Source organism: Serratia sp. D1N4 (assembly GCF_054552755.1).
Genome location: NZ_CM137274.1, coordinates 4,543,613 through 4,566,079, shown reverse-complemented (window position 1 = coordinate 4,566,079; position 22,467 = coordinate 4,543,613). Strand labels below are relative to the sequence as shown.

General features: G+C 55.9%; 21 protein-coding genes and 1 riboswitch. Of the genes, 15 read left to right on the top strand and 6 right to left on the bottom strand.

All coding sequences use genetic code 11. From position 1 onward, the window contains the following. Positions 1 to 9 precede the first annotated feature (9 nt). From glnE to yjeH, 3 genes are all read left to right on the top strand, one after another. Positions 10 to 2,847, top strand: a complete 2,838-nt coding sequence (gene glnE, locus ACX1CU_RS20460; protein WP_459400055.1) for a bifunctional [glutamate--ammonia ligase]-adenylyl-L-tyrosine phosphorylase/[glutamate--ammonia-ligase] adenylyltransferase — start codon at positions 10 to 12, stop codon at positions 2,845 to 2,847. Positions 2,848 to 2,914: 67 nt separating this feature from the next. Next, a complete protein-coding gene (hldE, locus tag ACX1CU_RS20455) occupies positions 2,915 to 4,345 on the top strand; it encodes a bifunctional D-glycero-beta-D-manno-heptose-7-phosphate kinase/D-glycero-beta-D-manno-heptose 1-phosphate adenylyltransferase HldE (RefSeq protein WP_459400054.1) in 1,431 nt (476 codons plus the stop codon). A gap of 18 nt (positions 4,346 to 4,363) precedes the next feature. Next, positions 4,364 to 5,617, top strand: a complete 1,254-nt coding sequence (gene yjeH, locus ACX1CU_RS20450; RefSeq protein ID WP_459400053.1) for an L-methionine/branched-chain amino acid transporter — start codon at positions 4,364 to 4,366, stop codon at positions 5,615 to 5,617. A 27-nt stretch (positions 5,618 to 5,644) separates the two neighbouring features. Here yjeH and ubiK read toward each other — a convergent pair whose 3' ends face one another. Further along, positions 5,645 to 5,920, bottom strand: coding sequence for a ubiquinone biosynthesis accessory factor UbiK (gene ubiK, locus ACX1CU_RS20445; protein ID WP_459400052.1), 276 nt, complete (start codon positions 5,918 to 5,920; stop codon positions 5,645 to 5,647). 127 nt (positions 5,921 to 6,047) lie between these two features. Then, a riboswitch (FMN riboswitch) is annotated at positions 6,048 to 6,208 on the top strand. 110 nt (positions 6,209 to 6,318) lie between these two features. Here ubiK and ribB point away from each other — a divergent pair. After that, the gene (gene ribB, locus ACX1CU_RS20440) at positions 6,319 to 6,972 is read left to right on the top strand and encodes a 3,4-dihydroxy-2-butanone-4-phosphate synthase (RefSeq protein ID WP_459400051.1); all 654 of its coding nucleotides are present in this window, start codon (positions 6,319 to 6,321) and stop codon (positions 6,970 to 6,972) included. A gap of 57 nt (positions 6,973 to 7,029) precedes the next feature. On the opposite strand, the gene zupT is transcribed toward ribB, so the two are convergent. Next, positions 7,030 to 7,797 carry a zinc transporter ZupT gene (gene zupT, locus ACX1CU_RS20435; RefSeq protein ID WP_459400050.1) on the bottom strand — a complete coding sequence of 256 codons (768 nt, stop codon included), beginning with the start codon at positions 7,795 to 7,797 and terminating at the stop codon, positions 7,030 to 7,032. A 209-nt stretch (positions 7,798 to 8,006) separates the two neighbouring features. On the opposite strand from zupT, the gene ygiD reads away from it, so the two are divergent. Continuing rightward, complete coding sequence (gene ygiD / locus ACX1CU_RS20430) at positions 8,007 to 8,789, top strand: 4,5-DOPA-extradiol-dioxygenase (RefSeq protein ID WP_459400049.1); 783 nt, start codon at positions 8,007 to 8,009, stop codon at positions 8,787 to 8,789. 49 nt (positions 8,790 to 8,838) lie between these two features. On the opposite strand, the gene ACX1CU_RS20425 is transcribed toward ygiD, so the two are convergent. Both ACX1CU_RS20425 and ACX1CU_RS20420 read right to left on the bottom strand, forming a co-directional pair. Further along, complete coding sequence (locus ACX1CU_RS20425) at positions 8,839 to 9,999, bottom strand: glutathionylspermidine synthase family protein (RefSeq protein WP_459400048.1); 1,161 nt, start codon at positions 9,997 to 9,999, stop codon at positions 8,839 to 8,841. A gap of 3 nt (positions 10,000 to 10,002) precedes the next feature. Continuing rightward, positions 10,003 to 10,662 (bottom strand): DUF1190 family protein, encoded by a 660-nt coding sequence (locus tag ACX1CU_RS20420; protein WP_459400047.1) that lies wholly within the window; start codon positions 10,660 to 10,662, stop codon positions 10,003 to 10,005. A 272-nt stretch (positions 10,663 to 10,934) separates the two neighbouring features. Between ACX1CU_RS20420 and dhaK the strand changes: the two genes are divergently transcribed. The 4 genes from dhaK to ACX1CU_RS20400 are packed head-to-tail and all read left to right on the top strand — an operon-like array spanning position 10,935 to position 14,539. Further along, entirely contained in the window at positions 10,935 to 12,002 is a 1,068-nt protein-coding gene (gene dhaK / locus ACX1CU_RS20415; RefSeq protein WP_459400046.1) for a dihydroxyacetone kinase subunit DhaK, read from the top strand. Positions 12,003 to 12,011: 9 nt separating this feature from the next. Next, a complete protein-coding gene (gene dhaL / locus ACX1CU_RS20410; protein ID WP_459400045.1) occupies positions 12,012 to 12,650 on the top strand; it encodes a dihydroxyacetone kinase subunit DhaL in 639 nt (212 codons plus the stop codon). Continuing rightward, positions 12,647 to 14,077 carry a dihydroxyacetone kinase phosphoryl donor subunit DhaM gene (dhaM, locus tag ACX1CU_RS20405; RefSeq protein ID WP_459400044.1) on the top strand — a complete coding sequence of 477 codons (1,431 nt, stop codon included), beginning with the start codon at positions 12,647 to 12,649 and terminating at the stop codon, positions 14,075 to 14,077. The genes dhaL and dhaM overlap by 4 nt, the downstream gene beginning before the upstream one ends. A 24-nt stretch (positions 14,078 to 14,101) precedes the next feature. Continuing rightward, the gene (locus tag ACX1CU_RS20400; RefSeq protein WP_459400043.1) at positions 14,102 to 14,539 is read left to right on the top strand and encodes a GyrI-like domain-containing protein; all 438 of its coding nucleotides are present in this window, start codon (positions 14,102 to 14,104) and stop codon (positions 14,537 to 14,539) included. Positions 14,540 to 14,609: 70 nt separating this feature from the next. On the opposite strand, the gene tolC is transcribed toward ACX1CU_RS20400, so the two are convergent. Next, a complete protein-coding gene (gene tolC, locus ACX1CU_RS20395; RefSeq protein WP_459400042.1) occupies positions 14,610 to 15,998 on the bottom strand; it encodes an outer membrane channel protein TolC in 1,389 nt (462 codons plus the stop codon). 285 nt (positions 15,999 to 16,283) lie between these two features. Between tolC and nudF the strand changes: the two genes are divergently transcribed. From nudF to ACX1CU_RS20365, 6 genes are all read left to right on the top strand, one after another. Beyond that, complete coding sequence (gene nudF, locus ACX1CU_RS20390) at positions 16,284 to 16,916, top strand: ADP-ribose diphosphatase (RefSeq protein WP_459400041.1); 633 nt, start codon at positions 16,284 to 16,286, stop codon at positions 16,914 to 16,916. Further along, on the top strand, positions 16,917 to 17,342 hold the full coding sequence (locus ACX1CU_RS20385) for a DUF1249 family protein (protein ID WP_459400040.1): 426 nt from the start codon (positions 16,917 to 16,919) through the stop codon (positions 17,340 to 17,342). It abuts the gene before it with no gap. A gap of 27 nt (positions 17,343 to 17,369) precedes the next feature. Next, a complete protein-coding gene (cpdA, locus tag ACX1CU_RS20380; RefSeq protein ID WP_459400039.1) occupies positions 17,370 to 18,197 on the top strand; it encodes a 3',5'-cyclic-AMP phosphodiesterase in 828 nt (275 codons plus the stop codon). Further along, positions 18,197 to 18,772 carry an esterase YqiA gene (gene yqiA, locus ACX1CU_RS20375; RefSeq protein ID WP_459400038.1) on the top strand — a complete coding sequence of 192 codons (576 nt, stop codon included), beginning with the start codon at positions 18,197 to 18,199 and terminating at the stop codon, positions 18,770 to 18,772. Before cpdA ends, yqiA begins: the two co-directional genes overlap by 1 nt. A gap of 85 nt (positions 18,773 to 18,857) precedes the next feature. Further along, positions 18,858 to 20,753 (top strand): DNA topoisomerase IV subunit B, encoded by a 1,896-nt coding sequence (parE, locus tag ACX1CU_RS20370; RefSeq protein ID WP_459400037.1) that lies wholly within the window; start codon positions 18,858 to 18,860, stop codon positions 20,751 to 20,753. Positions 20,754 to 20,834: 81 nt separating this feature from the next. Further along, entirely contained in the window at positions 20,835 to 21,731 is an 897-nt protein-coding gene (locus ACX1CU_RS20365) for a LysR substrate-binding domain-containing protein (RefSeq protein WP_459400036.1), read from the top strand. A gap of 92 nt (positions 21,732 to 21,823) precedes the next feature. Here ACX1CU_RS20365 and ACX1CU_RS20360 read toward each other — a convergent pair whose 3' ends face one another. Beyond that, complete coding sequence (locus tag ACX1CU_RS20360) at positions 21,824 to 22,405, bottom strand: NAD(P)H-dependent oxidoreductase (RefSeq protein WP_459400035.1); 582 nt, start codon at positions 22,403 to 22,405, stop codon at positions 21,824 to 21,826. Positions 22,406 to 22,467 lie beyond the last annotated feature (62 nt).

Sequence of the window (22,467 nt, the reverse complement as noted above, 5' to 3'; positions counted from 1 at the left end):
CACTCACTTATGTTGCCACTCTCTGCTGCGTTACAGGTTCAGGCACAGAACATCGTGCAGCGATTTCAGGAAACTCAAGGCGCTGGGATGCTGCTCAGCGCTGCGGAACAGGGCGTTTTGGCGTCGAGCGATTTTGTCAGTGACATGTTGCTCAACCACCCCGAATGGTTGGCAAGGTTGCGCCAACAGCCTCCGGTTCCTGAAGAGTGGCAGCACTATGCGGCCTGGTTGCAGGACGAACTTGAAGAGGTGCGCGACGAAGCGCACTTAATGCAGGTTCTGCGCCTGTTTCGCCGTGAGAGCCTGGCGCGGATTGCCTGGGCGCAGGCCCAGCAGCTCTGCACCACAGAACAAACCTTGCAGCAACTGAGTGCGCTGGCGGAAACGTTGATTGTCAGCGCCCGTGATTGGCTATACCAGACCTGTTGCCGTGAGTGGGGCACTCCTTGTAATGCCGCAGGCGTGCCGCAGCCGCTGCTGATCCTGGGTATGGGCAAGCTGGGCGGCGGTGAACTGAATTTCTCTTCTGATATCGATCTGATCTTCGTCTACCCGGAAAACGGCCAGACGCAGGGCGGCAGGCGTGAGCTGGATAACGCCCAGTTCTTTACCCGTTTGGGGCAGCGGCTGATCAAAGCGCTGGATCAGCAAACTATCGACGGCTTTGTCTACCGGGTTGACATGCGCCTGCGGCCGTTTGGCGACAGCGGCCCGTTGGTGATGAGCTTTGCCGCGCTGGAGGATTATTATCAGGAGCAGGGGCGCGACTGGGAGCGCTACGCCATGGTGAAAGCGCGCCTGATGGGCGGAGATGAAGATCCGTACAGCCAGGAGTTGCGTAACACCCTGCGGCCTTTCGTGTTCCGCCGTTATATTGATTTCAGCGTGATCCAGTCGCTGCGCAATATGAAAGGCATGATCGCCCGTGAAGTGCGGCGGCGCGGGCTGAAGGACAATATCAAACTGGGTGCCGGTGGCATTCGGGAAATTGAATTTATCACTCAGGTATTCCAACTGATTCGTGGCGGGCGTGAGCCTAGCTTACAAGGGCGTTCACTGCTGCCCACGTTGCAGGCGGTGGGCGAACTGGGGCTGCTGACAGCTCAGCAGGTGGCGGATCTGAGCGCTAGTTATCTGTTCCTGCGGCGGCTGGAGAATCTGTTGCAGGCCATTGCCGATCAGCAAACGCAAACGCTGCCGCAGGATGCGCTGGATCAGGCTCGCCTCGCCTGGGGGATGGATCAGCCGGACTGGCCGTCACTGATGGCGGCGCTGGAAGCGCATATGCAGAATGTGCGCGCCGTGTTTGATGACCTGATTGGCGACGATAGCCCTGACGTAGGCGAAGATCCCAACTATCAGCACTATCACAGCCTGTGGCAGGATGAGCTGGAAGAAAACGAACTCGCTCCGCTGACGCCACATCTGGCCGAAGAACCCCGCCGCCAGATGCTGCGCACGATCGCTGAATTCCGCCGCGACGTGGACAAACGCACCATCGGCCCGCGTGGCCGCGATGTGCTGGATCAACTGATGCCGCGCTTGCTGGCAGAAGTCTGCCCGCGCAACGATGCGCCCACCGCGTTGGTGCGCTTAACCCAACTGCTGCTGAGCATTGTTACCCGCACCACCTATCTTGAACTGCTGGTGGAATATCACGCCGCCCTCAGCCATTTGATTCGTTTATGTGCCGCTTCGCCGATGGTCACCAGCCAACTGGCGCGCTATCCGTTGCTGCTGGATGAACTGCTGGATACCGCCACGCTGTATCAACCGGTGGCCCCAGACGCCTATCGCAGTGAACTGCGCCAATATCGCCTGCGCGTGCCGGAAGACGACGAAGAACAGCAGTTGGAAGCGCTGCGGCAGTTCAAGCAGACACAGCAACTGCGTATTGCCGCTGCGGATATCGCCGAAGCGCTGCCGGTGATGAAAGTGAGCGATCACTTAACCTATCTGGCAGAAGCGATGATTGATGCGGTGGTGCAGCAGGCGTGGAAAGACATGGTGGCGCGTTACGGCCAGCCGACGCATCTGCATGAACGGGAAGGGCGCGGTTTTGCGGTGATTGGTTACGGTAAACTGGGGGGATGGGAACTGGGCTACAGCTCCGATCTTGACTTGGTGTTCCTGCTCGACTGCCCGCCGGAAGTGATGACCGATGGCGCTCGCAGCATTGATGGCCGTCAGTTCTACCTGCGTCTGGCCCAGCGTGTGATGCACCTGTTCAGCACCCGCACCTCTTCCGGCATTCTTTACGAAGTGGATGCGCGTCTGCGCCCTTCCGGTGCCGCCGGGATGTTGGTCAGCACCGTCGAGGCCTTCGCTGATTATCAGCACAATGAGGCCTGGACCTGGGAACATCAGGCACTGGTGCGCGCACGTATTGTGTATGGCGATCCGGCGTTGCATCGGCAGTTTGACGTTATCCGCCACGAGATCTTGTGCAAAGCGCGTGAGGCAGAAAAATTGCAGCAGGAAGTGCGCGAAATGCGCGAGAAAATGCGCAACCATTTGGGCAATAAACAGCGAGATCTGTTTGATATCAAAGCGGACGAAGATGGGATCACCGATATCGAATTTATCGCCCAATATCTGGTCTTACGTTACGCGAGCGAAGAACCACGCCTGACGCGCTGGTCGGATAATGTGCGCATCTTTGAGCTGATGGCCAACTACGACATCATGCCGGAGCAAGAAGCGCGGGCGCTGACCCAGGCTTACGTCACCATGCGTGATGAAATTCACCATCTGGCACTGCAAGAGCACTCCAGCAAGGTCAGCAACCAGCTGTTTGTTGCTGAACGTGAGCAGGTGCGCGCCAGTTGGAAGAAATGGTTAAGTTAATCGGTATTACTGGCTCCTATGGTAATATCTGCCGAATTTATTTTTATGACTTGTTTGGAGTTATCGGATGAAAGTTACACTGCCTGATTTTCGCCGCGCCGGTGTGTTGGTGGTTGGTGACGTCATGTTGGATCGCTATTGGTATGGGCCAACCAGCCGTATTTCACCGGAAGCGCCGGTGCCGGTGGTCAAGGTAGATACTATCGAAGAGCGTCCCGGCGGTGCGGCTAACGTCGCAATGAATATCGCGTCACTCGGGGCCAATTCACGCCTGGTGGGGCTGACCGGTATTGACGATGCGGCGCGTGCGCTGAACGCCAAGCTGAATGAAGTCAACGTGCGCTGTGATTTTGTCACGGTGCCGACGCATCCGACCATCACCAAGCTGCGCGTGCTTTCCCGCAATCAGCAGTTGATCCGCCTGGATTTCGAAGAAGGCTTCTCCGACGTCGATCCGCAGCCGATGCTGGAACGTATCCAGCAGGCGTTGCCGCAGATTGGCGCACTGGTGCTGTCGGACTACGGCAAAGGTGCGCTGAGCAAAGTGCAGGGCATGATCGCCTTGGCACGAGCGGCGAAGGTGCCGGTGCTGATCGACCCGAAAGGCACCGATTTTGAACGTTACCGCGGTGCTACGCTGCTGACGCCAAACCTGTCTGAGTTCGAAGCGGTGGTCGGTCATTGTAAAAATGACGATGAGCTGGTCGAACGGGGCATGAAGCTGGTGGCGGATTACGCGCTTTCTGCTTTGCTGGTCACCCGTTCTGAGCAGGGAATGACGCTGTTGCAGCCAGGCCATGCGCCGTTGCATCTGCCGACTCTGGCGCAGGAAGTGTTCGATGTCACCGGTGCCGGTGATACGGTGATTGGCGTGCTGGCGGCGGCGCTGGCTGCGGGCAACTCGCTGGAAGAGTCCTGTTTCCTGGCTAACGCTGCCGCAGGCGTGGTGGTGGGCAAGCTGGGAACCTCGACCGTTTCACCTATCGAGCTGGAAAACGCTATTCGCGGCCGTGCTGAGACCGGCTTTGGCGTAATGACCGAAGCTGAACTGAAAAATGTAGTGGCGCAGGCTCGGCAACGCGGCGAGAAAGTGGTAATGACCAACGGCATCTTTGACATTCTGCATGCCGGCCACGTGTCCTACTTGGCGAATGCCCGCAAGCTGGGCGATCGCCTGATTGTGGCGGTTAACAGCGATGCTTCCACCAAGCGCCTGAAAGGGGAAACTCGCCCGATCAACCCGTTGGAAAACCGCATGATCGTGCTGGGGGCATTGGGGGCCGTCGACTGGGTGGTGTCGTTTGAAGAAGATACGCCGCAGCGCCTGATCGCCGACATCCTGCCCGATTTACTGGTAAAAGGCGGTGATTATAAGCCGCAGGACATCGCTGGCAGCGCCGAAGTCTGGGCCAACGGCGGTGATGTGAAAGTGCTGAACTTTGAAGATGGGTTGTCGACAACCAACATTATCAAGGCCATCAAGGATGGGCGTGATTAACGCTCAATAAGGCTTAGCGTGAGTGGATTAAAACAGGATCTGAGTTTGGCGCAGGGCGTTGGGCTGTTGTCCACTTCGCTGCTGGGGACGGGCGTGTTTGCCGTTCCGGCACTGGCGGCGCAGGTTGCTGGCAATGATAGCCTGTGGGCATGGCCGATACTGATTGCGTTGGTGTTCCCCATTGCCATCGCTTTTGCAGCGTTAGGCCGCCATTTTCCCAGCGCGGGCGGTGCGGCGCACTTTGTTGGCATGGCCTTCGGGCCGCGCATGGCTAAAGTGACCGGCTGGCTGTTTCTCTCGGTGATCCCCGTTGGGTTGCCTGCCGCACTGCAAATCGCGGCGGGTTTCTGGCAATCCGCGTTTGGCTGGAGTGCCAACGGTTTGCTGCTGGTGCAGATCGCCACGCTGGTGGTGATCTGGCTGCTCGGCACGCGCAGCGCCGGTTCCAGCGCCAATATTCAGACGTTGATCGCCACTCTGGTTGTCGCGCTGGTGGTGGCGATCTGGTGGAAAGGTGGCATTACGCCTGCGCAGATCCCTTGGCCGTTAGTCAGCGATATTTCCCCGCCTAATATGTTCCACGCTTTGGCCGTGATGTTCTGGTGCTTCGTCGGGCTGGAGGCTTTTGCCCATCTGGCCACCGAGTTCCGCAACTCTGAGCGTGATTTCCCGCGCGCGCTGCTGATTGGCATGCTGGTGGCCGGTGCCGTTTATTGGGGCTGCACCGTGGCGGTGTTGCACTTCCATGCCTACGGTGCCGATCGGGCCGCCGCCGCTTCACTGCCCGGCGTGGTTGTACAACTGTTTGGTGAAGGTGCGCTGTGGATCGCCTGCATCATCGGTTATCTGGCCTGTTTTGCCAGTGTGAATATCTATACCCAGAGCTTTGCCCGCCTGGTGTGGTCGCAGGCGCAGACCAGGCCATCAGGCGCGTTGGCCAAACTTTCCGCAGGCCGGGTGCCGGTGAATGCCTTGAGCGCCGTAGTCGGTTGTTGCCTGATCTTCACCCTGCTGATCTATACCCTGAATCTGCCGCTCGATACGCTGTTGGTGTATGCCAATGGGATTTTCGTGCTGATTTATCTGCTGTGTATGCTGGCAGGTTGCCGGATCTTGCAGGGCCGTTCGCGGCTGATGGCGGTGATTGGTTCAATACTGTGTCTGTTGCTGCTGGTGATTATCGGCTGGAAAAGCCTGTATGCGTTGGTGATGCTGGCGCTGATCTGGCTGGTATTGCCGCGCAAGCCGCAGGTGGTTGTCAGGAAGCAATAAGGGCGCGCAACCGCGCCCTCGTCAATCTTATTCGTCTGCGGGTTTGGTGGCTGGCGCGGCATTCAGCTTGCCTTCCAACTCGGCCAAACGCTGCTCCAGCAATGCCAGTTTCTCACGGGTGCGCAGCAGTACCTGGGTCTGCACGTCGAACTCTTCGCGGTTAACCAGATCCAAACGGGTCAGCTGCGATTGCAACACTTGGCGAACCTTTTTCTCAACGTCTTCCCCGAATTCCCGTACGCCTTTAGGCAGAGATTCTTGTACCTGGCGTGCGATCTGTTCAATTTTTTTCGGGTCAATCATGGCATTTCCCTTTCTGATATTGAGTGGCTGATGCTTAGTGTAATGCGAGTTGCCCGCCGGATAAACCAATACTCGTCATCTGATGCCATGGCTTGAAAGACGAAGGTGATGGCGTTATAGTCGAAGGGCTTATTCTCAGGGCGGGGTGAAAGTCCCCACCGGCGGTAAATCACCTTCTACGGTGAAAGCCCGCGAGCGCTCAGCTTCTCTCTTGGGGGAGGTTAGAGGTCAGCAGATCCGGTGTAATTCCGGGGCCGACGGTTATAGTCCGGATGGGAGAGAGTAACGACACCTGTCGGGCTTATGCCCGCTTGCGTTATTTTTTCGGCTATGGTTATAGCCACTCCTCAAGCTAGCCCTGGTTCTGGTAATCCATAATTTTAATGAGGTTTTTTACCATGAATCAGACTCTACTTTCAGATTTCGGCACGCCGTTAGAACGCGTTGAACACGCGCTCGATGCACTGCGCAATGGGCGCGGTGTGATGGTGCTTGATGATGAAAACCGTGAAAACGAAGGTGATATGATCTTCGCCGCAGAAACCATGACCGTTGAGCAGATGGCGCTGACCATTCGCCACGGCAGCGGTATTGTGTGCCTGTGTATCACCGAAGATCGCCGCCAGCAGCTCGAGCTGCCGATGATGGTCACCAACAACTCCAGCCAGTTCCAGACGGCGTTCACCGTGACCATCGAAGCTGCGCAGGGCGTAACCACTGGCGTATCGGCAACCGATCGCCTGACCACCATTCGTGCCGCGATTGCCGACCATGCCAAGCCGAGCGATTTGAGCCGCCCAGGCCACGTGTTCCCACTGCGTGCCCAGCCGGGTGGCGTACTGAGCCGCCGTGGTCACACCGAAGCGACGATCGATCTGGTCTCTATGGCCGGTTTCAAACCTGCCGGTGTGCTGTGTGAACTGACCAACGATGATGGCAGCATGGCCCATGCGCCGGAAGTGATCGCGTTTGCCAAACAACATGATATGACTGTGCTGACGATTGAAGATCTGGTGGCCTACCGCCAGGCGCAGGAAAAAAAAGCCAGTTAATACCTTGATTGATATAAAAAAGCCGCTTTATCAGCGGCTTTTTTACGTCTAAATAGCTTAGCCAATCCCGCCGCTTTGCAGCAGCGACAGGCTGAAACCCATCACTGCCATACCACATAACACGCCATAACTTGGGTTATTGTGTGGATCGATCTCTTTCGCCAGCGGCATTAGCTCATCTACCGACAACGCCACCATAATCCCTGCGACCGCCGCCATAATTGACGCCATCACTACTGGTGAGATCATCGGGCCCAGCAACAGGAAGGCCATCACGCCCCCCAGAATTTCAGCCAAACCGGAGATCCCCGACCACAGCAGCGCCTTGGTTTTGGAACCGGTTGCCGCATACACCGGCCCGGCGACCGCCAGCCCTTCAGGAATATTGTGGATCGCTACGGCTAAAGCAATCCCCATGCCCAGTTCCAGATCGGCACTGGCCGTCACAAAGGTGGCGATACCCTCAGGGAAGTTGTGCAGGCTGATACCCAGCGTTAACAGCATCGCCGTACGCTTCAGGTTGTGCGGCTTAATCGGTTTTTGCATCAGATCCTGCGGATGCTGGTGTGGCAGCATGCGATCGAGCGCAAAATAGCCCAGCAGCCCGAGCATGAACATGCCGTAGCCGAGCATCGGTGACATCCCTGGGGTATGCAATGCGGCAGGCAGCATTTCCATCAGGGAGATCAGCAGCATAATCCCGGCGGCAAAACCGAGGGAAAACGCCAGCAGGCGGTTGGATGGCTTCTGGCCAATAATGCCGAACAGGGCACCGACAAAGGTTGCGCCACCGGCCAGCAGGGTCAGAATCAGCGGTACTGACAAGATATGTTCCTTCACGCTAATGATTATTGTTTATGTTCCGATACTAACAGAGTAAAGGCATAAATCGAGCGGATTTGGCTGATTGCTTCCATTGATATAGCCGTTCAAATTTATTGAAGATCATCATCACGGTTATCCGGCTGTCTCCATAAAGCAAAGAGCGTAATGTAGTCGGCAGAAAGCCTATTACGCTAACCAAAGGATAACTTATGACCACCTCTCGTATGCCTGCACTGTTTCTTGGCCACGGTAGCCCGATGAACGTGCTGGAAGAGAACCGTTACACCCAGGCATGGCGTGCGTTGGGTGAACAGTTACCGCGTCCGAAAGCGATCGTTGCCGTTTCTGCCCACTGGTATACCCGGGGCACCGCTGTGACGGCGATGGATCATCCAAAAACCATCCATGATTTTGGTGGTTTTCCTCAGGCATTGTTTGATACCCAGTATCCGGCTCCGGGCTCACCTGAACTGGCGACTCAATTGCAAACCTTGCTGGCTCCGACCGAGGTGGGGGCGGATACTGGTGAATGGGGATTGGATCACGGCACTTGGGGCGTACTGATCAAAATGTACCCGAAAGCAGATATCCCGGTGGTGCAGCTCAGCATTGATGGCACTCAGCCTGCGCAATATCACTATGAACTTGGGCGTAAGCTGGCGGCGCTGCGCGATCAAGGCATTATGATCGTTGCCAGCGGCAACGTGGTGCATAACCTGCGGATGGTGAAATGGCAGGGGAATGCCAGCCCGTACCCATGGGCAGAATCATTCAACCAGTATGTGCGCGATAACCTGAATTATCAGGGTGAGAATCATCCACTGGTGAACTTTATGCAGCATGAAGGTGCAGCGCTGTCGAACCCGACGCCGGAACATTACCTGCCGTTGCTGTATGTGCTGGGCGGCTGGGACGGTAAAGAACCGATCTCAATTCCGGTCGATGGCATCGAAATGGGCGCGTTGAGCATGCTGTCGGTGCAGGTAGGATAATGTGATTGGGCGTAACCGAGCGCTACGCCCAATCTATTACAACGGGCTATCAGCCAAGAATAATATGCGGATAGAAGCGTGACAGATCCTGAGTGATCAACTCGCGATCTTCCCGCAGGCCGATGCCACAAGGCTGATCGTTAACCAGCCAGCTACCAATCAGCGTATAGCTGCCTTCAAACTGCGGCAACGGATGGAACTGCTGCACAATCATGCCTTCTTCGCCATATGGCCCTTCAACACGCGCCACTTCCTGGCCGTTCTGTACGATCTGGATATTCGCCCCTTCGCGTGAGAACAGCGGTTTGGTGACGTAGTGATCCATCTGCGGATGATCGTCTTGCGCAAAGTAAGCCGGTAACAGGTTGGGATGGTTGGGGAACATTTCCCACAGCAGCGGCAACAGCGCCTTGTTGGAGATAATGCTCTTCCAGGCCGGTTCCAGCCAGCGCACGCCAGCGTCTTCCAGCTTGGTGGAAAAATTCTCGCGCAGCATGAATTCCCACGGGTAAAGCTTGAACAGGTTACCGATAACCTGGTTTTGCAGATCGGTAAACTGGCCTCTTTCCCCAAGGCCGATCTCTTCCATAAACAGGAATTCGGTCGGCAGACCTGCTTCCAGCGCACAATCTTGCAGATATTGCACCGTACCGCGATCTTCTTCGCTGTCCTGGCAGCAGGCCAGATGCAGCAGGTTAAAACCGTGATTGGCTTGCAGATCGGCAAAGCGTTCGATCAGTTTTTCTTGCAGGCTGTTGTACTGATCGGACTCAGGATCCAGCTTGCCGGCGTTGATCTGATCTTCCAGCCACAGCCATTGGAAAAAGGCCGCTTCATATAGCGATGTGGGCGTATCGGCGTTGTTCTCCAGCAACTTGGGTGGATTCACACCGTCGTAAGCCAGATCGAGACGCGAATACAGCGAAGGCTGATTGGTGCGCCAGGAACTGCGAACGAACTCCCAGGTATGCTTTGGAATACAGAACTTGGTCATCAACTCGTCGCTGTTGACCACTCTCTTCACCGCTTTCAGGCACATTTGATGCAATTCTGCGGTGGCGTTTTCGATCTCTTCGATCTGTGCCAGGGTGAACTGGTAATAGGCGTCTTCACACCAGTACGGCTCGCCGTACATGGTGTGGAACTGGAAACCAAATTCAGTGGCTTTTTCGCGCCAGTCCGGGCGCTCGGTAATCGCAACGCGTTTCATGCCTTAACCGCCCATGCTGCGCGAGCTGGAACTGGAGGTGGCGCTGCTGCGCTGCATGCTGGTCTGTTTAGCGACGCTTTCACCGAAGCCACCACGGGTGATGGTTTTGGTCACTGCCGGTTTAGGGGCCATGGCGGTTTTTGGCACGGTCATGGTACGGCCACCTGCGGTTGCCGGGCCATAGCTCTTGCCGGTGGCATCAACGAACTTGCCGTTTGCCGGGCTGGCACCGTTTTTAGAGGTGAACAGCGGCTGCTGGGCAAAACCCGAACCGCCCATCATACGGCCCATCATGTAGCCCGCCATCAGTGGCATCCACATGCTGCCGCTGCTTTGTGACTCTGCGGCCATACCTGCCTGCGCAGGAGCCTGAGTTTGCGCACATTGCGTTTCGCCGAATTCGGCTACGCAATCTTCACGGGTGGCATACTTCGGCGCGGTTTTCTCTGCTTCTTTCATCGCGTTGTTGTACGCGGTGGTGCATTGCTCGCTCATCGAAGGGTTGGCGCGCGAACAGTCGTCGGCATTCTGATACAGAGAAACCGTTTCATCCGCTTGTTCGCAGCCGGCCAGCATAAAGACTGCGCTGATCGCCAAAGCCACGGGCGCAACACGCCAGGATTTGCGGAATGTATCTCGGTTGATGTTTTTTGTCCGTTTCATCGTTAGTAATCCCATCATTTGGGCTGTATTCGCCCTTACCCAGTAGTAGGCCGTAAGGATAGGGGAAAGATGGTCACAATTAAAGCGAAAATGCCCACAGAATCCACTCTTTACGCAGTTATACGTTGCGATGTGCGCCAGTTCGCTTTACGGCGGGAGAAAGCTTTATATGAGAGCGGTTATACAACATCATGCAGCCTGTGATGCTTAAATCTTCTCCAGCCCGCTAACGGGCGCTCGGCGTATCGGCATTTCCAACAGAGGAGTGAATCGTGAAGAAACTGATCAATAGTCTTGAGTCGGTATTGGATGAACAATTACTGGGAATGGCGGAAGCCCATCCGGAACTGCTGGTACATCAAGACCCTCTGTTTGTCACACGGGCTACGGGGCCAGTTCCCGGTAAGGTGGCGATTTTGTCCGGCGGCGGTAGCGGGCACGAGCCGATGCACTGTGGCTTTGTCGGGGAAGGGATGCTGGATGGCGCTTGCCCAGGGGAGATTTTTACTTCACCGACGCCGGATAAAATGTACGCCTGCGCTCAGGCTATCGACGGTGGTGCTGGCGTCTTGCTGATCATCAAGAATTATACCGGCGATGTAATGAATTTTGAGACGGCGACCGAATTGCTGCACGACAGCGGCACGGCGGTGGCTACCGTGCTGGTGGATGACGACGTGGCGGTCAAAGATAGCCTGTTTACCGCCGGGCGGCGCGGCGTGGCTAACACGGTGCTGATGGAGAAGTTGCTTGGCGCAGCGGCGGCACGGGGCGACGATTTGGATGCCTTGGTGGCGATGGGCCACAGAATCAACAATCAGGGGCATTCGATCGGTATCGCGCTCGGTGCCTGTACCGTTCCGGCTGCTGGCAGGCCATCGTTTATTCTGGCGGATAACGAAATGGAGTTCGGTGTGGGGATCCATGGTGAACCGGGCATCGAACGGCGGCCCTTTACCACCCTTAACCAGGCCATAGATGACATGTTCCATACCCTGATTGAACACGGCCCCTATCAGCGCCAGATCCGCGTTTGGGATCGCACACATGGGGAGTGGCGTGATGAAAGCCAGAGCAAGCGGGCTCTGGCTCGGGGCGATCGGGTCATTGCGCTGGTCAATAATCTGGGGGCTACACCCCTTTCTGAATTGTATGGCGTTTACCACCGCCTGGCCGAGCGCTGCGCGGAGGCCGGGATCATCATCGAACGTAATCTGGTGGGTTCATACTGCACTTCGCTGGATATGCAGGGGGTTTCCATTACCTTGCTGCACGTGGATGACGAGTTGCTATCGCTGTGGGATGCGCCAGTGAAAACCCCTGCGCTGCGCTGGGGTTGAGGAGGAAACATGACGTTAAGCAAACAACAGGTCGTGGGCTGGTTGCTGCGTTGCGCTGAGGTTTTTACCCGCGAGCGTGATTTTTTAACCCAGTTGGATACCGACATTGGCGATGGTGACCACGGCCTGAACATGAGCCGTGGTTTTAACAAAGTGGTAGAAAAGCTGCCTTCAGTGGCGGACCAAGATATCGGCTCCATTCTGAAGTTCACCGGTATGACGCTGCTTTCCAGCGTCGGCGGTGCCAGTGGCCCACTGTTCGGCACTTTCTTTATCCGCGCGGCACAGGCAGCCAATGCCAGGCAAAGTCTGGATCTGGCGGAGTTGCAGCAGATGATCCAGCAAGGCGTTGAGGGCGTGGCGATGCGTGGCAAGGCGGAACCGGGGGATAAAACCTTGTGTGATGTCTGGTGGCCGGTGGTGGATAGTTTCGGCCAATCGGTGCAGCAACAGCTTGGTATAACGCAGGCACTGCAGCAGGCCGCCATGTGCGCTGAACAAGCGGTGCAGGCCACGATCCCGATGCAAGCGCGTAAAGGGCGGGCCAGCTACTTGGGCGAGCGCAGTATCGGTCACCAGGATCCGGGGGCGACCTCGGTCATGCTGATGATAAAAGCGCTGGCTACGGTAGTGGAGGAGGCCGGATGATCAATATCGTTATTGTTTCACACAGTGCTCAACTGGCGCGTGGCGTAGAGGAACTTGCCCGGCAGATGATGCGTGGCGACGGCTGCAAACTGGCACTGGCTGCGGGGATCGACGATGCCGATCACCCGATCGGTACGGATGCGATCAAAGTCATGGCAGCGATCGAGTCGGTATCAGAGGGGGATGGGATCCTGGTGCTGATGGATCTTGGCAGCGCGTTGTTGAGTGCGGAAACGGCGCTTGATCTGCTGGATCCGGAACTGGCCGCCAAGGTGGTGTTGTGTTCTGCACCGTTGGTGGAAGGCACCCTGGCGGCGGTCGTCGCGGCCAATTCCGGTGGTGGCTTGGAACAGGTATTGGCAGAAGCGCAGGGCGCACTGCTGGCTAAACAGGTACAACTCGGCGAGGGCAAGCCCGCCAGTACCCCGGTGGATTTGCCATTGAAAGAGGGTAAAAGCCTGAGCTGGAAGATACGCAACCCACATGGCCTGCACGCCCGCCCAGCGGCGCGTTTGGCGGAGGTGCTAGCCCCCTTTGACGCGGAACTGGTATTGGAAAAACACGGCCAATGCGCCAGCCCCCTGAGCCTGAATCAGCTAGCACTGTTGCAAATCCATCAGGGTGATACCATCCGCCTGATCGCCAACGGCCCGCAGGCGGATGCCGCACTGGCCGCTTTCAAGGCATTGGCAGAGCAGCACTTTGGCGAGACGGTTTCTGAACCGCAGCAGCCTTCGTTGCACGGTATACCGGTAGAAGATAGCGTCAGCAGCGGTCCGATCTGGCAGGCTTTCAGCTTTTGGCCGCAGATGAGCGTGCGGCTGGCGGCGTCAGACGATGCACTGCATGAGCAGCAGCGGTTGCGCATCGCCTTGCAGCATACGTTGAGCGATCTTAACAAGCTGGCGGATCGCACCGCTACGTTGGTGGGTAAACCGCAGGCGGCCATATTCGGAGCACACTGCATGTTGCTGGACGATCCTGATCTGCAACAGGCTGCCTATACCCGTATCGCCCAAGAGCGCTGCAGTGCCGAACAGGCGTGGCAACAGGAACTGGATCAGGTGGCGGCTGGATACCGGGCACTGGAGGATGAGTATCTGCGGGCGCGTGAGCAAGATGTACGCGACATATTGCGCCGCACGCTGAGCCACTTACAGCAGCAACCAATCCCGCCGATCGCTCTCAGCGCGCCATCCATTCTGGTGATGGATGAGCTGATGCCTTCGGATGTGGTGATGCTCGATCGGCGGATGGTGCTGGGTATTTGCCTGAGTGGTGGCAATGCGTTATCACATTCCGCCATTCTGGCGAAAGCGATGGGGATCCCGATGGTGGTAGGGATGCATGATTGCATGAGCAAAACCCGCACCGGGCAGAAAGCGATGTTGGATGCCGCGCGCGGGGTGTTACAACTCAGTCATTAGATGGCACAAAAACGAGGGGACGATATGGAATATCATCAGGTTCACAGAGAGGCATTTAGCATCACCGGTATCCGCAAGGTAACCCCCCATGGCGGTGGTATTTGGCAGGTCATCAAGTCAGACGGCAGCAAACAACAGTTGGAAGCATTATCTGGCAAGGTCTGTGATATTGGGCTGTGTTTTGGTTTTGATTCTGGTGGGGGTAACGACTCCCTGGCGGGTGTTGAAAACGTCAGTCTTGAGGGTTTTGCGTGCTATGAATACCCGGCGACCAATTTTTTACTGATTGAAGTAAAAGGCAAAATCTCTGATGGTTCGTTGAGAAAAACGTGGGAAATGCTCAAAGAGCAGGGGTTACCTGCCGGATATACGCAGAGCCACTTACCCACGTTGGAGCGTTATAAAGTGTGGAGTGAGGCATCGGACCAATGCCATGTTGAGATCATGATACCGCTCAAATAGAGCAGCTTGGCCTATAGATAATAAAAAACGGGGCCCGGCGCATTGCCAAGCCCCGTTGTGGTGACAACGATCAGTTACGCGTCATATTGCCGCTTGCGGGCTTTGCCGCGGTTTCGGGTGCTACGACGTCCGGGGAGGTCGAGGTAGGTTTACCCAACACGCCATTCATCATCATCAGATCGTTTTCATTCAGCGTACCGAGTGCCGACTTGATGTTCAACTGATTGATCAGATAGGAATAACGCGCGCTGGAAAGCTGCTGCTTGGCGTTATACAGCGTGGTGGTAGCATTCAGCACGTCGACGATGGTACGTGTGCCCACCTCATAACCGGCTTCGGTCGCGTCCAGTGAACTCTGGGCAGAGATCACCGCCTGTTTGTAAGCGTTGATGCTGCTGACAGAGGCAGAGACGTTGTTGAAAGAAGAACGCACGGTTTGCACTACGCTGCGGTGTGCGCTTTCCAACTGCTCACTGGCACCAACAAAGTTGTACTGCGCCTGTTGCACCCGAGAGTTAGTCACACCGCCGTTATACAGTGGCAGGTTCAAGCTGACGCCGACCTGATTTTGACCATTATCACTGTTAGGTGAAGGGTTGTTGGAACCGCTATTTCTGGTATTGGTAATACCGGTAGATGCAGACACATCGACGGTTGGCATATAGCCGGTTTCTGCCGATTTGATCTGCTCGCGGGCCAGATCCTGACTTAAACGAGCCGAAAGCAGGCTCAGGTTGCGCTTCTCAGCTTCTTTCAGCAGGTTGTTCACCGCATCCGGGCGTTGAGTGCTGAATTTGTCAGTATTGAGCGAAGCCAGTTCCGGGTAGAAAGTACCGGTGATCTGGCGCAGGCTTTCAACTGCGTTATCCAGATTGTTACGTGCGGTCACTTCATTGGCCAGCACGGTATCGTAGTTGGAACGGGCGTTCTGCACGTCGGTAATTGCCACCAGGCCCACGTTAAAGCGCTGGGTGGTCTGATCCAGAGTACGATAAACCGCCAGTTTGTTGGCCTGAACGTAAGACAGCGAATCAATCGCCTGCAGCACGTTGAAATAGGCGGTAGCAGTATCAAGGATTAACTTCTGAGACGCGGTTTGGAAAGTGACATCCGAAATACCGGCGGTTTTTTCCTGCAGCGTCAGCGCACGCCATTTGGACATATCAAAAATGGTCTGTGTCAGCGCCAAGGAACCGCTGGTGGCATTGCTGTTGACGCCGTTTGCATCACGGAAACCGTTGCTATGGCTGTAACCGGCAGATAATCCAAGCTGTGGCAGCAGCGGGCTGCGTGCCTCGCTGATCTTTTCGAACGCCGCATCACGGTCAGCAGCCGTTTTACGCAGATCAGGGTTACTTTCCCGCGCCTGTTTGTAAACCTGCAACAGGTTTTCTGCTTGACTCATGGCACTGAAGCCACCCAGGCTCAGTCCGATAAGAAGGGGGAGCAGTTTCTTCATTTGCATTCCTTGTTGTGCAGCAATATTGCTATGTTAGCGCTGACGATAGACGAAATAGTTGCCGATTCTAGCAGAGTCCGCTGATGGCTTAAGTTGGCTTAATGTGCCATCTCACAGAACTTTTACCTTTCAGGACGCTACGTTGACCTACGCTTGACTGTTTGCACATGCATCACCTGATATCATGGTTCACAATCTATCACAAAGCCGGGAAAGATGACCTTGCCGTTTCTGTCATCGAAACTGTTTATTTTGCCCGCATACTGACACAGGAGAATTCGCCAGATGAACCGCTTGCAGCCTTCGCCCGTTACTTTTGATGAGAATGATGTAGAAATTATTGCACGTGAGACGCTATATCGTGGTTTTTTTTCACTTAATTTATACCGGTTTCGTCACCGTTTGTTCAATGGTGAAATGAGCGGAGAGGTAAAACGCGAGATTTTTGAGCGCGGCCATGCGGCTGTGCTGCTACCCTATGACCCTGTACGTGATGAAGTCGTATTGATTGAACAACTGCGTATTGCGGCGATCGACACCTCGGTTTCCCCCTGGCTGCTGGAAATGGTCGCAGGCATTATTGAAACCGGGGAAAGCGTTGAGGACGTCTGCCGCCGCGAAGCGTTGGAAGAGGCAGGCGTGGTGGTCGGGCGCTGCAAGCCGGTGCTGAGTTACCTGGCTAGCCCCGGCGGCACCAGTGAACGCCTGTCGATCATGGTGGGTGAGGTCGATGCCCTGACGGCGGAAGGGATCCATGGACTGGAGGAAGAGAATGAAGACATCCGTGTCCATGTGGTTAGCCGTGAACAGGCTTACCGCTGGGTTGAAGAGGGCGCGATTGACAACGCCGCATCAGTGATTGCATTGCAGTGGCTGGCGTTGCACCATCAATCGCTCAAAGCAGAGTGGGTCGACTAAATGCAAAAGCGCTATACCCCTGATTTTCCGGAAATGATGAGATTGTGTGAAACCAATTTCGCACAATTACGCCGTTTGCTGCCGCGCAACGACGAAGTGGGTGAAATCGTGACTTATCAGGTGAACGGCGCCAGTTATCGTCTGACTATTGTTGAATCTACGCGTTATACCTCGCTGGTGGAAATTGAGCAGATTGCGCCTGCGGTCAGCTACTGGAGCCTGCCTGCCATGACGGTGCGTCTGTATTATGACGCGATGGTTGCGGAAGTGTGTTCCAGCCAGCAGATCTACCGCTTTAAAGCGCGTTATGATTATCCGAATAAAAAGTTGCATCAACGTGACGAAAAGCATCAAATTAACCAGTTTCTTGCTGATTGGTTGCGCTATTGTTTAGCGCATGGAGCGGTGGCGGTTCCGGTTTGTTAGACAGACTGCAATAACAAAGGACACCATTTGGAAAGCCTGTTGAAACTGCCTGTGGCGAGTGGGGCCAGGGTCAGGATCCTGCAAATAACAGATACCCACCTGTTTGCCGGCAAAAATGAGACCTTGCTGGGCATCAATACCTATTCCAGCTATCACGCCGTGCTGGATGCGATCATCGCCCAGCAGCGGGAGAGCGATTTGATCGTGGCAACCGGCGATCTGGCGCAGGATCATTCGCTGGCAGCCTACCGGCATTTTGCTGAAGGTATTATTCGCTTGCCCGCTCCCTGTGTGTGGCTGCCGGGCAATCACGATTTCCAACCGGCGATGGTTGACGCACTGGCGGCTGCCAGGATCACCCCTTCAAAGCATATTTTGCTGGGAGACAGCTGGCAGGTACTGCTGTTGGACAGCCAGGTTTTCGGCGTGCCGCACGGCGAATTGAGCGACTACCAGTTGGCATGGATGGAGCGTTGCCTCACGGCTTACCCAGAGCGCTATACGCTGCTGTTGCTGCATCATCACCCATTCCCTTGTGGCTGTAGCTGGCTCGATCAGCACAGTCTGCGCAACTCGCATCAACTGGCTGCGGTGCTGGCGAATTATCCAAAAGTGAATACCCTGTTGTGTGGGCATATTCACCAGGAGCTGGATCTCGACTGGCATGGGCGTCGCCTGCTGGCTTCTCCCTCTACCTGTGTGCAATTCAAACCGCACTGCACCAATTTTACTATCGACGAAGTCTCCCCTGGCTGGCGCTACCTTGACCTGCTGCCCGATGGCCGCGTGGAAACCCAGGTATTCCGCTTGGAGAACGACGATTTCCGCCCCGACATGGATTCGGACGGCTACTGATGCCTTCAACATTACTCTACCTACACGGTTTTAACAGTTCGCCGCTCTCGGCCAAGGCAACCTCTTTCAAGGCCTGGCTGGCTGAGCATCACCCAGAGATTGACATGCTGGTGCCGCAGTTGCCGCCTTACCCGGAAGACGCAGCCGAAATGCTGGAAAATCTGGTCATGGAGCGTGCTGGCCATACGCTGGGCGTGGTGGGCTCTTCATTAGGGGGCTATTATGCCACCTGGTTGTCCCAGTGTTTTGCTTTGCCCGCGGTGGTGGTTAACCCGGCGGTGAAGCCGTTTGAGCTGCTGATCGACTATCTCGGGCCAAACGAGAACCCCTACACCGGCCAACAATATGTGTTAGAGTCACGCCACGTTTACGATCTGAAAGTGATGCAGATCGATCCCTTGGAGTCGCCGGATTTAATCTGGTTGCTACAACAAACGGGCGATGAAATCCTCGATTACGGCCAGGCTGTGGCTTATTACACCGCCTGTCGGCAAACGGTGGAATCCGGTGGAAACCACGCCTTCGTCGGTTTCGAACACTACTTCCCCCAGATTGTGGATTTTTTAGGGCTATAACACCGCTGCAACTTCATGTGCCGCAGGTATACTGAAGAGGTAGGCGGTTCCAGCACCTCCCCTTAACCACGAAAAATAATCAACGATGACTCAATCCAGCTATAACGCTGATGCCATTGAAGTACTCAGCGGTCTAGAACCAGTGCGCCGCCGTCCCGGTATGTATACCGACACGACGCGCCCGAACCACCTCGGCCAAGAGGTGATTGATAACAGCGTCGATGAAGCGTTGGCGGGCCACGCCAAGCGTATCGATGTGATTCTGCACGCCGATCAGTCACTGGAAGTGATCGACGACGGCCGCGGCATGCCGGTGGACATCCACCCTGAAGAAGGCGTACCGGCGGTTGAGTTGATCATGTGTCGTCTGCACGCGGGCGGTAAATTCTCCAATAAAAACTACCAGTTCTCCGGCGGCCTGCACGGCGTGGGCATCTCGGTGGTCAACGCCCTGTCCAAACGGGTGGAAGTCAGCGTTAAGCGCGACGGCAACGTCTATAGCATCGCTTTTGAGAACGGCGACAAAGTGCAGGAATTGGCGGTGACTGGTAGCTGCGGCAAGCGCAACACCGGCACCAGCATTCACTTCTGGCCTGACGAGCAGTTCTTCGACAGCCCACGCTTCTCGGTTTCCCGCCTGTCGCACCTGCTGAAAGCCAAAGCGGTGCTGTGCCCCGGCGTTGAAATCTACTTTATCGACAAGCTGAATAACACCGAGCAGCGTTGGTGCTACCAGGATGGTCTCACCGATTATCTGATGGAGGCGGTGAACGGCCTGATTACCCTGCCGGAAAAAGCGTTTGTCGGTAACTTTGCCGGTGACACCGAGGCGGTGGATTGGGCGCTGCTGTGGCTGCCGGAGGGCGGGGAACTGCTAACGGAGAGCTACGTCAACCTGATCCCGACCATGCAGGGCGGTACTCACGTTAACGGTTTGCGTCAGGGCTTGCTGGATGCCATGCGTGAATTCTGCGAGTTCCGCAATATTCTGCCACGCGGCGTGAAGCTTTCTGCCGAAGATATCTGGGATCGCTGTGCTTACGTGCTGTCGGTGAAAATGCAGGATCCGCAATTTGCCGGGCAGACCAAAGAGCGTTTGTCTTCGCGTCAGTGTGCGGCGTTTGTTTCCGGCGTAGTGAAAGATGCCTTCAGCCTGTGGCTGAACCAGAACGTGCAGGCGGCCGAACAACTGGCTGAACTGGCGATCTCCAGCGCCCAGCGCCGTTTGCGTGCGGCGAAAAAAGTGGTGCGTAAAAAACTGACAAGCGGGCCTGCATTGCCGGGCAAGCTGGCGGATTGCACCTCGCAGGATCTGAGCATGACCGAGCTGTTCCTGGTGGAAGGGGACTCGGCGGGTGGCTCGGCCAAACAGGCGCGCGATCGTGAATATCAGGCGATCATGCCGCTGAAAGGCAAGATCCTGAACACTTGGGAAGTCTCTTCTGACGAAGTGCTGGCCTCGCAGGAAGTGCATGATATCTCAGTGGCGATCGGCATCGATCCAGACAGCGAAGATCTCAGCCAACTGCGTTACGGCAAAATCTGTATCCTGGCGGATGCGGACTCTGACGGCCTGCACATCGCCACGCTGTTGTGTGCGCTGTTTGTGCGCCACTTCAGTGCGCTAGTCAAAGGTGGGCACGTCTATGTAGCGATGCCTCCGTTGTACCGTATCGACTTGGGTAAAGAGGTTTATTACGCCCTAGACGAAGAGGAAAAAGCCGGTGTGCTGGATCAATTGAAGCGCAAGAAAGGCAAACCGAACGTTCAGCGTTTCAAAGGGTTGGGCGAGATGAACCCGCTGCAACTGCGTGAAACCACGCTCGATCCCAACACTCGCCGATTGGTGCAGTTGACCATTGATGACGAGAATACGGATCAAACCATGGCGCTGATGGATATGCTGCTGGCGAAGAAGCGTTCGGAAGATCGCCGCAACTGGCTGCAGGATAAAGGTGACATGGCCGACTTGTCGGTCTGATGCCTGGGGGCCGGGATACCGGCCCCTGCCTCAATCCCCTAGAGGCGCGGCAGACTGCGCCCGATATTCAGGGCGGAAAGCATGAAGATCACCCTCGACGAATTGCTCGCGTTCACTTCGGTGATCGACAGCGGCTCCATCACCTCCGCTGCTGAGCAGCTCGGCCAGACCACTTCCGGCATCAGTCGTGCCCTCAGCCGCCTGGAAAAAAAACTCGATACCACCTTATTGCGCCGCACCACCCGCCGCTTGGAACTGACCGAAGAGGGACAGAGTTTTCTCGTTCACTCGCGGGAGATTATTCACTCGGTGGAGAATGCTGAAGAGCAGATGGCGTTACGCCGCCAGATCCCGGCCGGTCGGCTGCGGGTCAACGCCGCCGCCCCCTTTATGGAGCACGTGATCGTGCCGCTGGTGGCAGGTTTTCGCCAACGTTTTCCGCAGATTGAGCTGGAACTGCATACCGATAACCAGATTATCGATCTATTAGAGAAACGCACCGACATCGCCATTCGCATCGGCACATTGCGCGACTCGACCATCCACGCGCGCCTTCTTGGGGCTAGCAGGCTACGCATTCTCGCCAGCCCGGAATATATTGCCCGCTTCGGTGCTCCGCAGAGCGTTGACGAACTCAATCAGCATTGCCTGTTGGGGTTTACCCAGCCAGAATCGCTGAATCTGTGGCCGTTGCGCAACCAGCAGGCGGAGCATTTTGCCATTACCCCAACGCTGTCGGCGTCCAGCGGTGAAACGCTGCGGCAACTGGCGCTACGTGGGGTTGGCATCGTTCAACTGGCAGATTTTATGACGCGCGAAGATCAGCGGGAAGGGCGGTTGATCGCACTCCTGGAAGAGGAAACGCTGGACGTGCGCCAACCGATTAACGCGGTGTATTACCGCAATACGCAATTGGCCGCACGCATTACCTGTTTTCTGGATTATGTCAGCGCAAACCTTGATGTGCAGACGCTGTAGATCTGTGTGAGAGATAAGGGGGCATGCTGCTAATCTTTAAGCCTAACCAGTTCCCTCTCCCTGTGGGAGAGGGTTAGGGTGAGGGGCGACGCTTAAGCAAAAACCTCAGCCAGATGCGCGCGAAAGCGTGCGATATCACCCGCAATATCCGGCTGCTTAATCACATCATTACAGATAAAGGTTGGCAGAGCTTCCATTCCCAGGAACTGGTTGGCCTTGTGGAAGTGCAGGTAAACCCCGTCAACGCCCACGCCTTCGAAGAACTGCTCCGGATCGGTAAAGGCTTGCAGCGGAGCGTTCCAGGTCAGGCTCAGCATATATTTTTTACCCTGAATCAGGCCGCCTGAACCGTATTTTTTCGCCGCATCGGCGCGGGTGCGGCCATCGCTGGCATACAGGCTGCCGTGGCCCGCGGTGAACACTTCATCGATGTATTTTTTCAGGATCCAGGGTTCACCCATCCACCAGCCTGGCATCTGATAGATCACCGCATCGGCCCACAGGTATTTCTGTACTTCGGTTTCAATGTCGTAGCCATCATCGACCACGGTGACCTGCACATCGTGCTTGCCGTCGCGCAGAAAACTTTCCGCTACGTCGCTCAGGGTTTGGTTTAGTTCGCCCTTGGAATGGCCGAAATGCTTCTTGGCGTTGATAATCAGAATATTGCTCATCGGTACACTGCCCCTGTCAGAATCAGAATAGGTTATGGTCACCGCTGCTGTGCGGTCACCAT

What these genes read in the sequence shown, in the direction of transcription:
- glnE (WP_459400055.1), top strand. Translation starts at nt 10, where the DNA reads ATGTTGCCACTCTCTGCTGCGTTACAGGTTCAGGCACAGAACATCGTG.
- hldE (WP_459400054.1), top strand. Translation starts at nt 2,915, where the DNA reads ATGAAAGTTACACTGCCTGATTTTCGCCGCGCCGGTGTGTTGGTGGTT.
- ubiK (WP_459400052.1), bottom strand. Translation starts at nt 5,920, where the DNA reads ATGATTGACCCGAAAAAAATTGAACAGATCGCACGCCAGGTACAAGAA.
- ribB (WP_459400051.1), top strand. Translation starts at nt 6,319, where the DNA reads ATGAATCAGACTCTACTTTCAGATTTCGGCACGCCGTTAGAACGCGTT.
- ygiD (WP_459400049.1), top strand. Translation starts at nt 8,007, where the DNA reads ATGACCACCTCTCGTATGCCTGCACTGTTTCTTGGCCACGGTAGCCCG.
- ACX1CU_RS20425 (WP_459400048.1), bottom strand. Translation starts at nt 9,999, where the DNA reads ATGAAACGCGTTGCGATTACCGAGCGCCCGGACTGGCGCGAAAAAGCC.
- ACX1CU_RS20420 (WP_459400047.1), bottom strand. Translation starts at nt 10,662, where the DNA reads ATGAAACGGACAAAAAACATCAACCGAGATACATTCCGCAAATCCTGG.
- dhaL (WP_459400045.1), top strand. Translation starts at nt 12,012, where the DNA reads ATGACGTTAAGCAAACAACAGGTCGTGGGCTGGTTGCTGCGTTGCGCT.
- dhaM (WP_459400044.1), top strand. Translation starts at nt 12,647, where the DNA reads ATGATCAATATCGTTATTGTTTCACACAGTGCTCAACTGGCGCGTGGC.
- ACX1CU_RS20400 (WP_459400043.1), top strand. Translation starts at nt 14,102, where the DNA reads ATGGAATATCATCAGGTTCACAGAGAGGCATTTAGCATCACCGGTATC.
- tolC (WP_459400042.1), bottom strand. Translation starts at nt 15,998, where the DNA reads ATGAAGAAACTGCTCCCCCTTCTTATCGGACTGAGCCTGGGTGGCTTC.
- nudF (WP_459400041.1), top strand. Translation starts at nt 16,284, where the DNA reads ATGAACCGCTTGCAGCCTTCGCCCGTTACTTTTGATGAGAATGATGTA.
- ACX1CU_RS20385 (WP_459400040.1), top strand. Translation starts at nt 16,917, where the DNA reads ATGCAAAAGCGCTATACCCCTGATTTTCCGGAAATGATGAGATTGTGT.
- yqiA (WP_459400038.1), top strand. Translation starts at nt 18,197, where the DNA reads ATGCCTTCAACATTACTCTACCTACACGGTTTTAACAGTTCGCCGCTC.
- parE (WP_459400037.1), top strand. Translation starts at nt 18,858, where the DNA reads ATGACTCAATCCAGCTATAACGCTGATGCCATTGAAGTACTCAGCGGT.
- ACX1CU_RS20365 (WP_459400036.1), top strand. Translation starts at nt 20,835, where the DNA reads ATGAAGATCACCCTCGACGAATTGCTCGCGTTCACTTCGGTGATCGAC.
- ACX1CU_RS20360 (WP_459400035.1), bottom strand. Translation starts at nt 22,405, where the DNA reads ATGAGCAATATTCTGATTATCAACGCCAAGAAGCATTTCGGCCATTCC.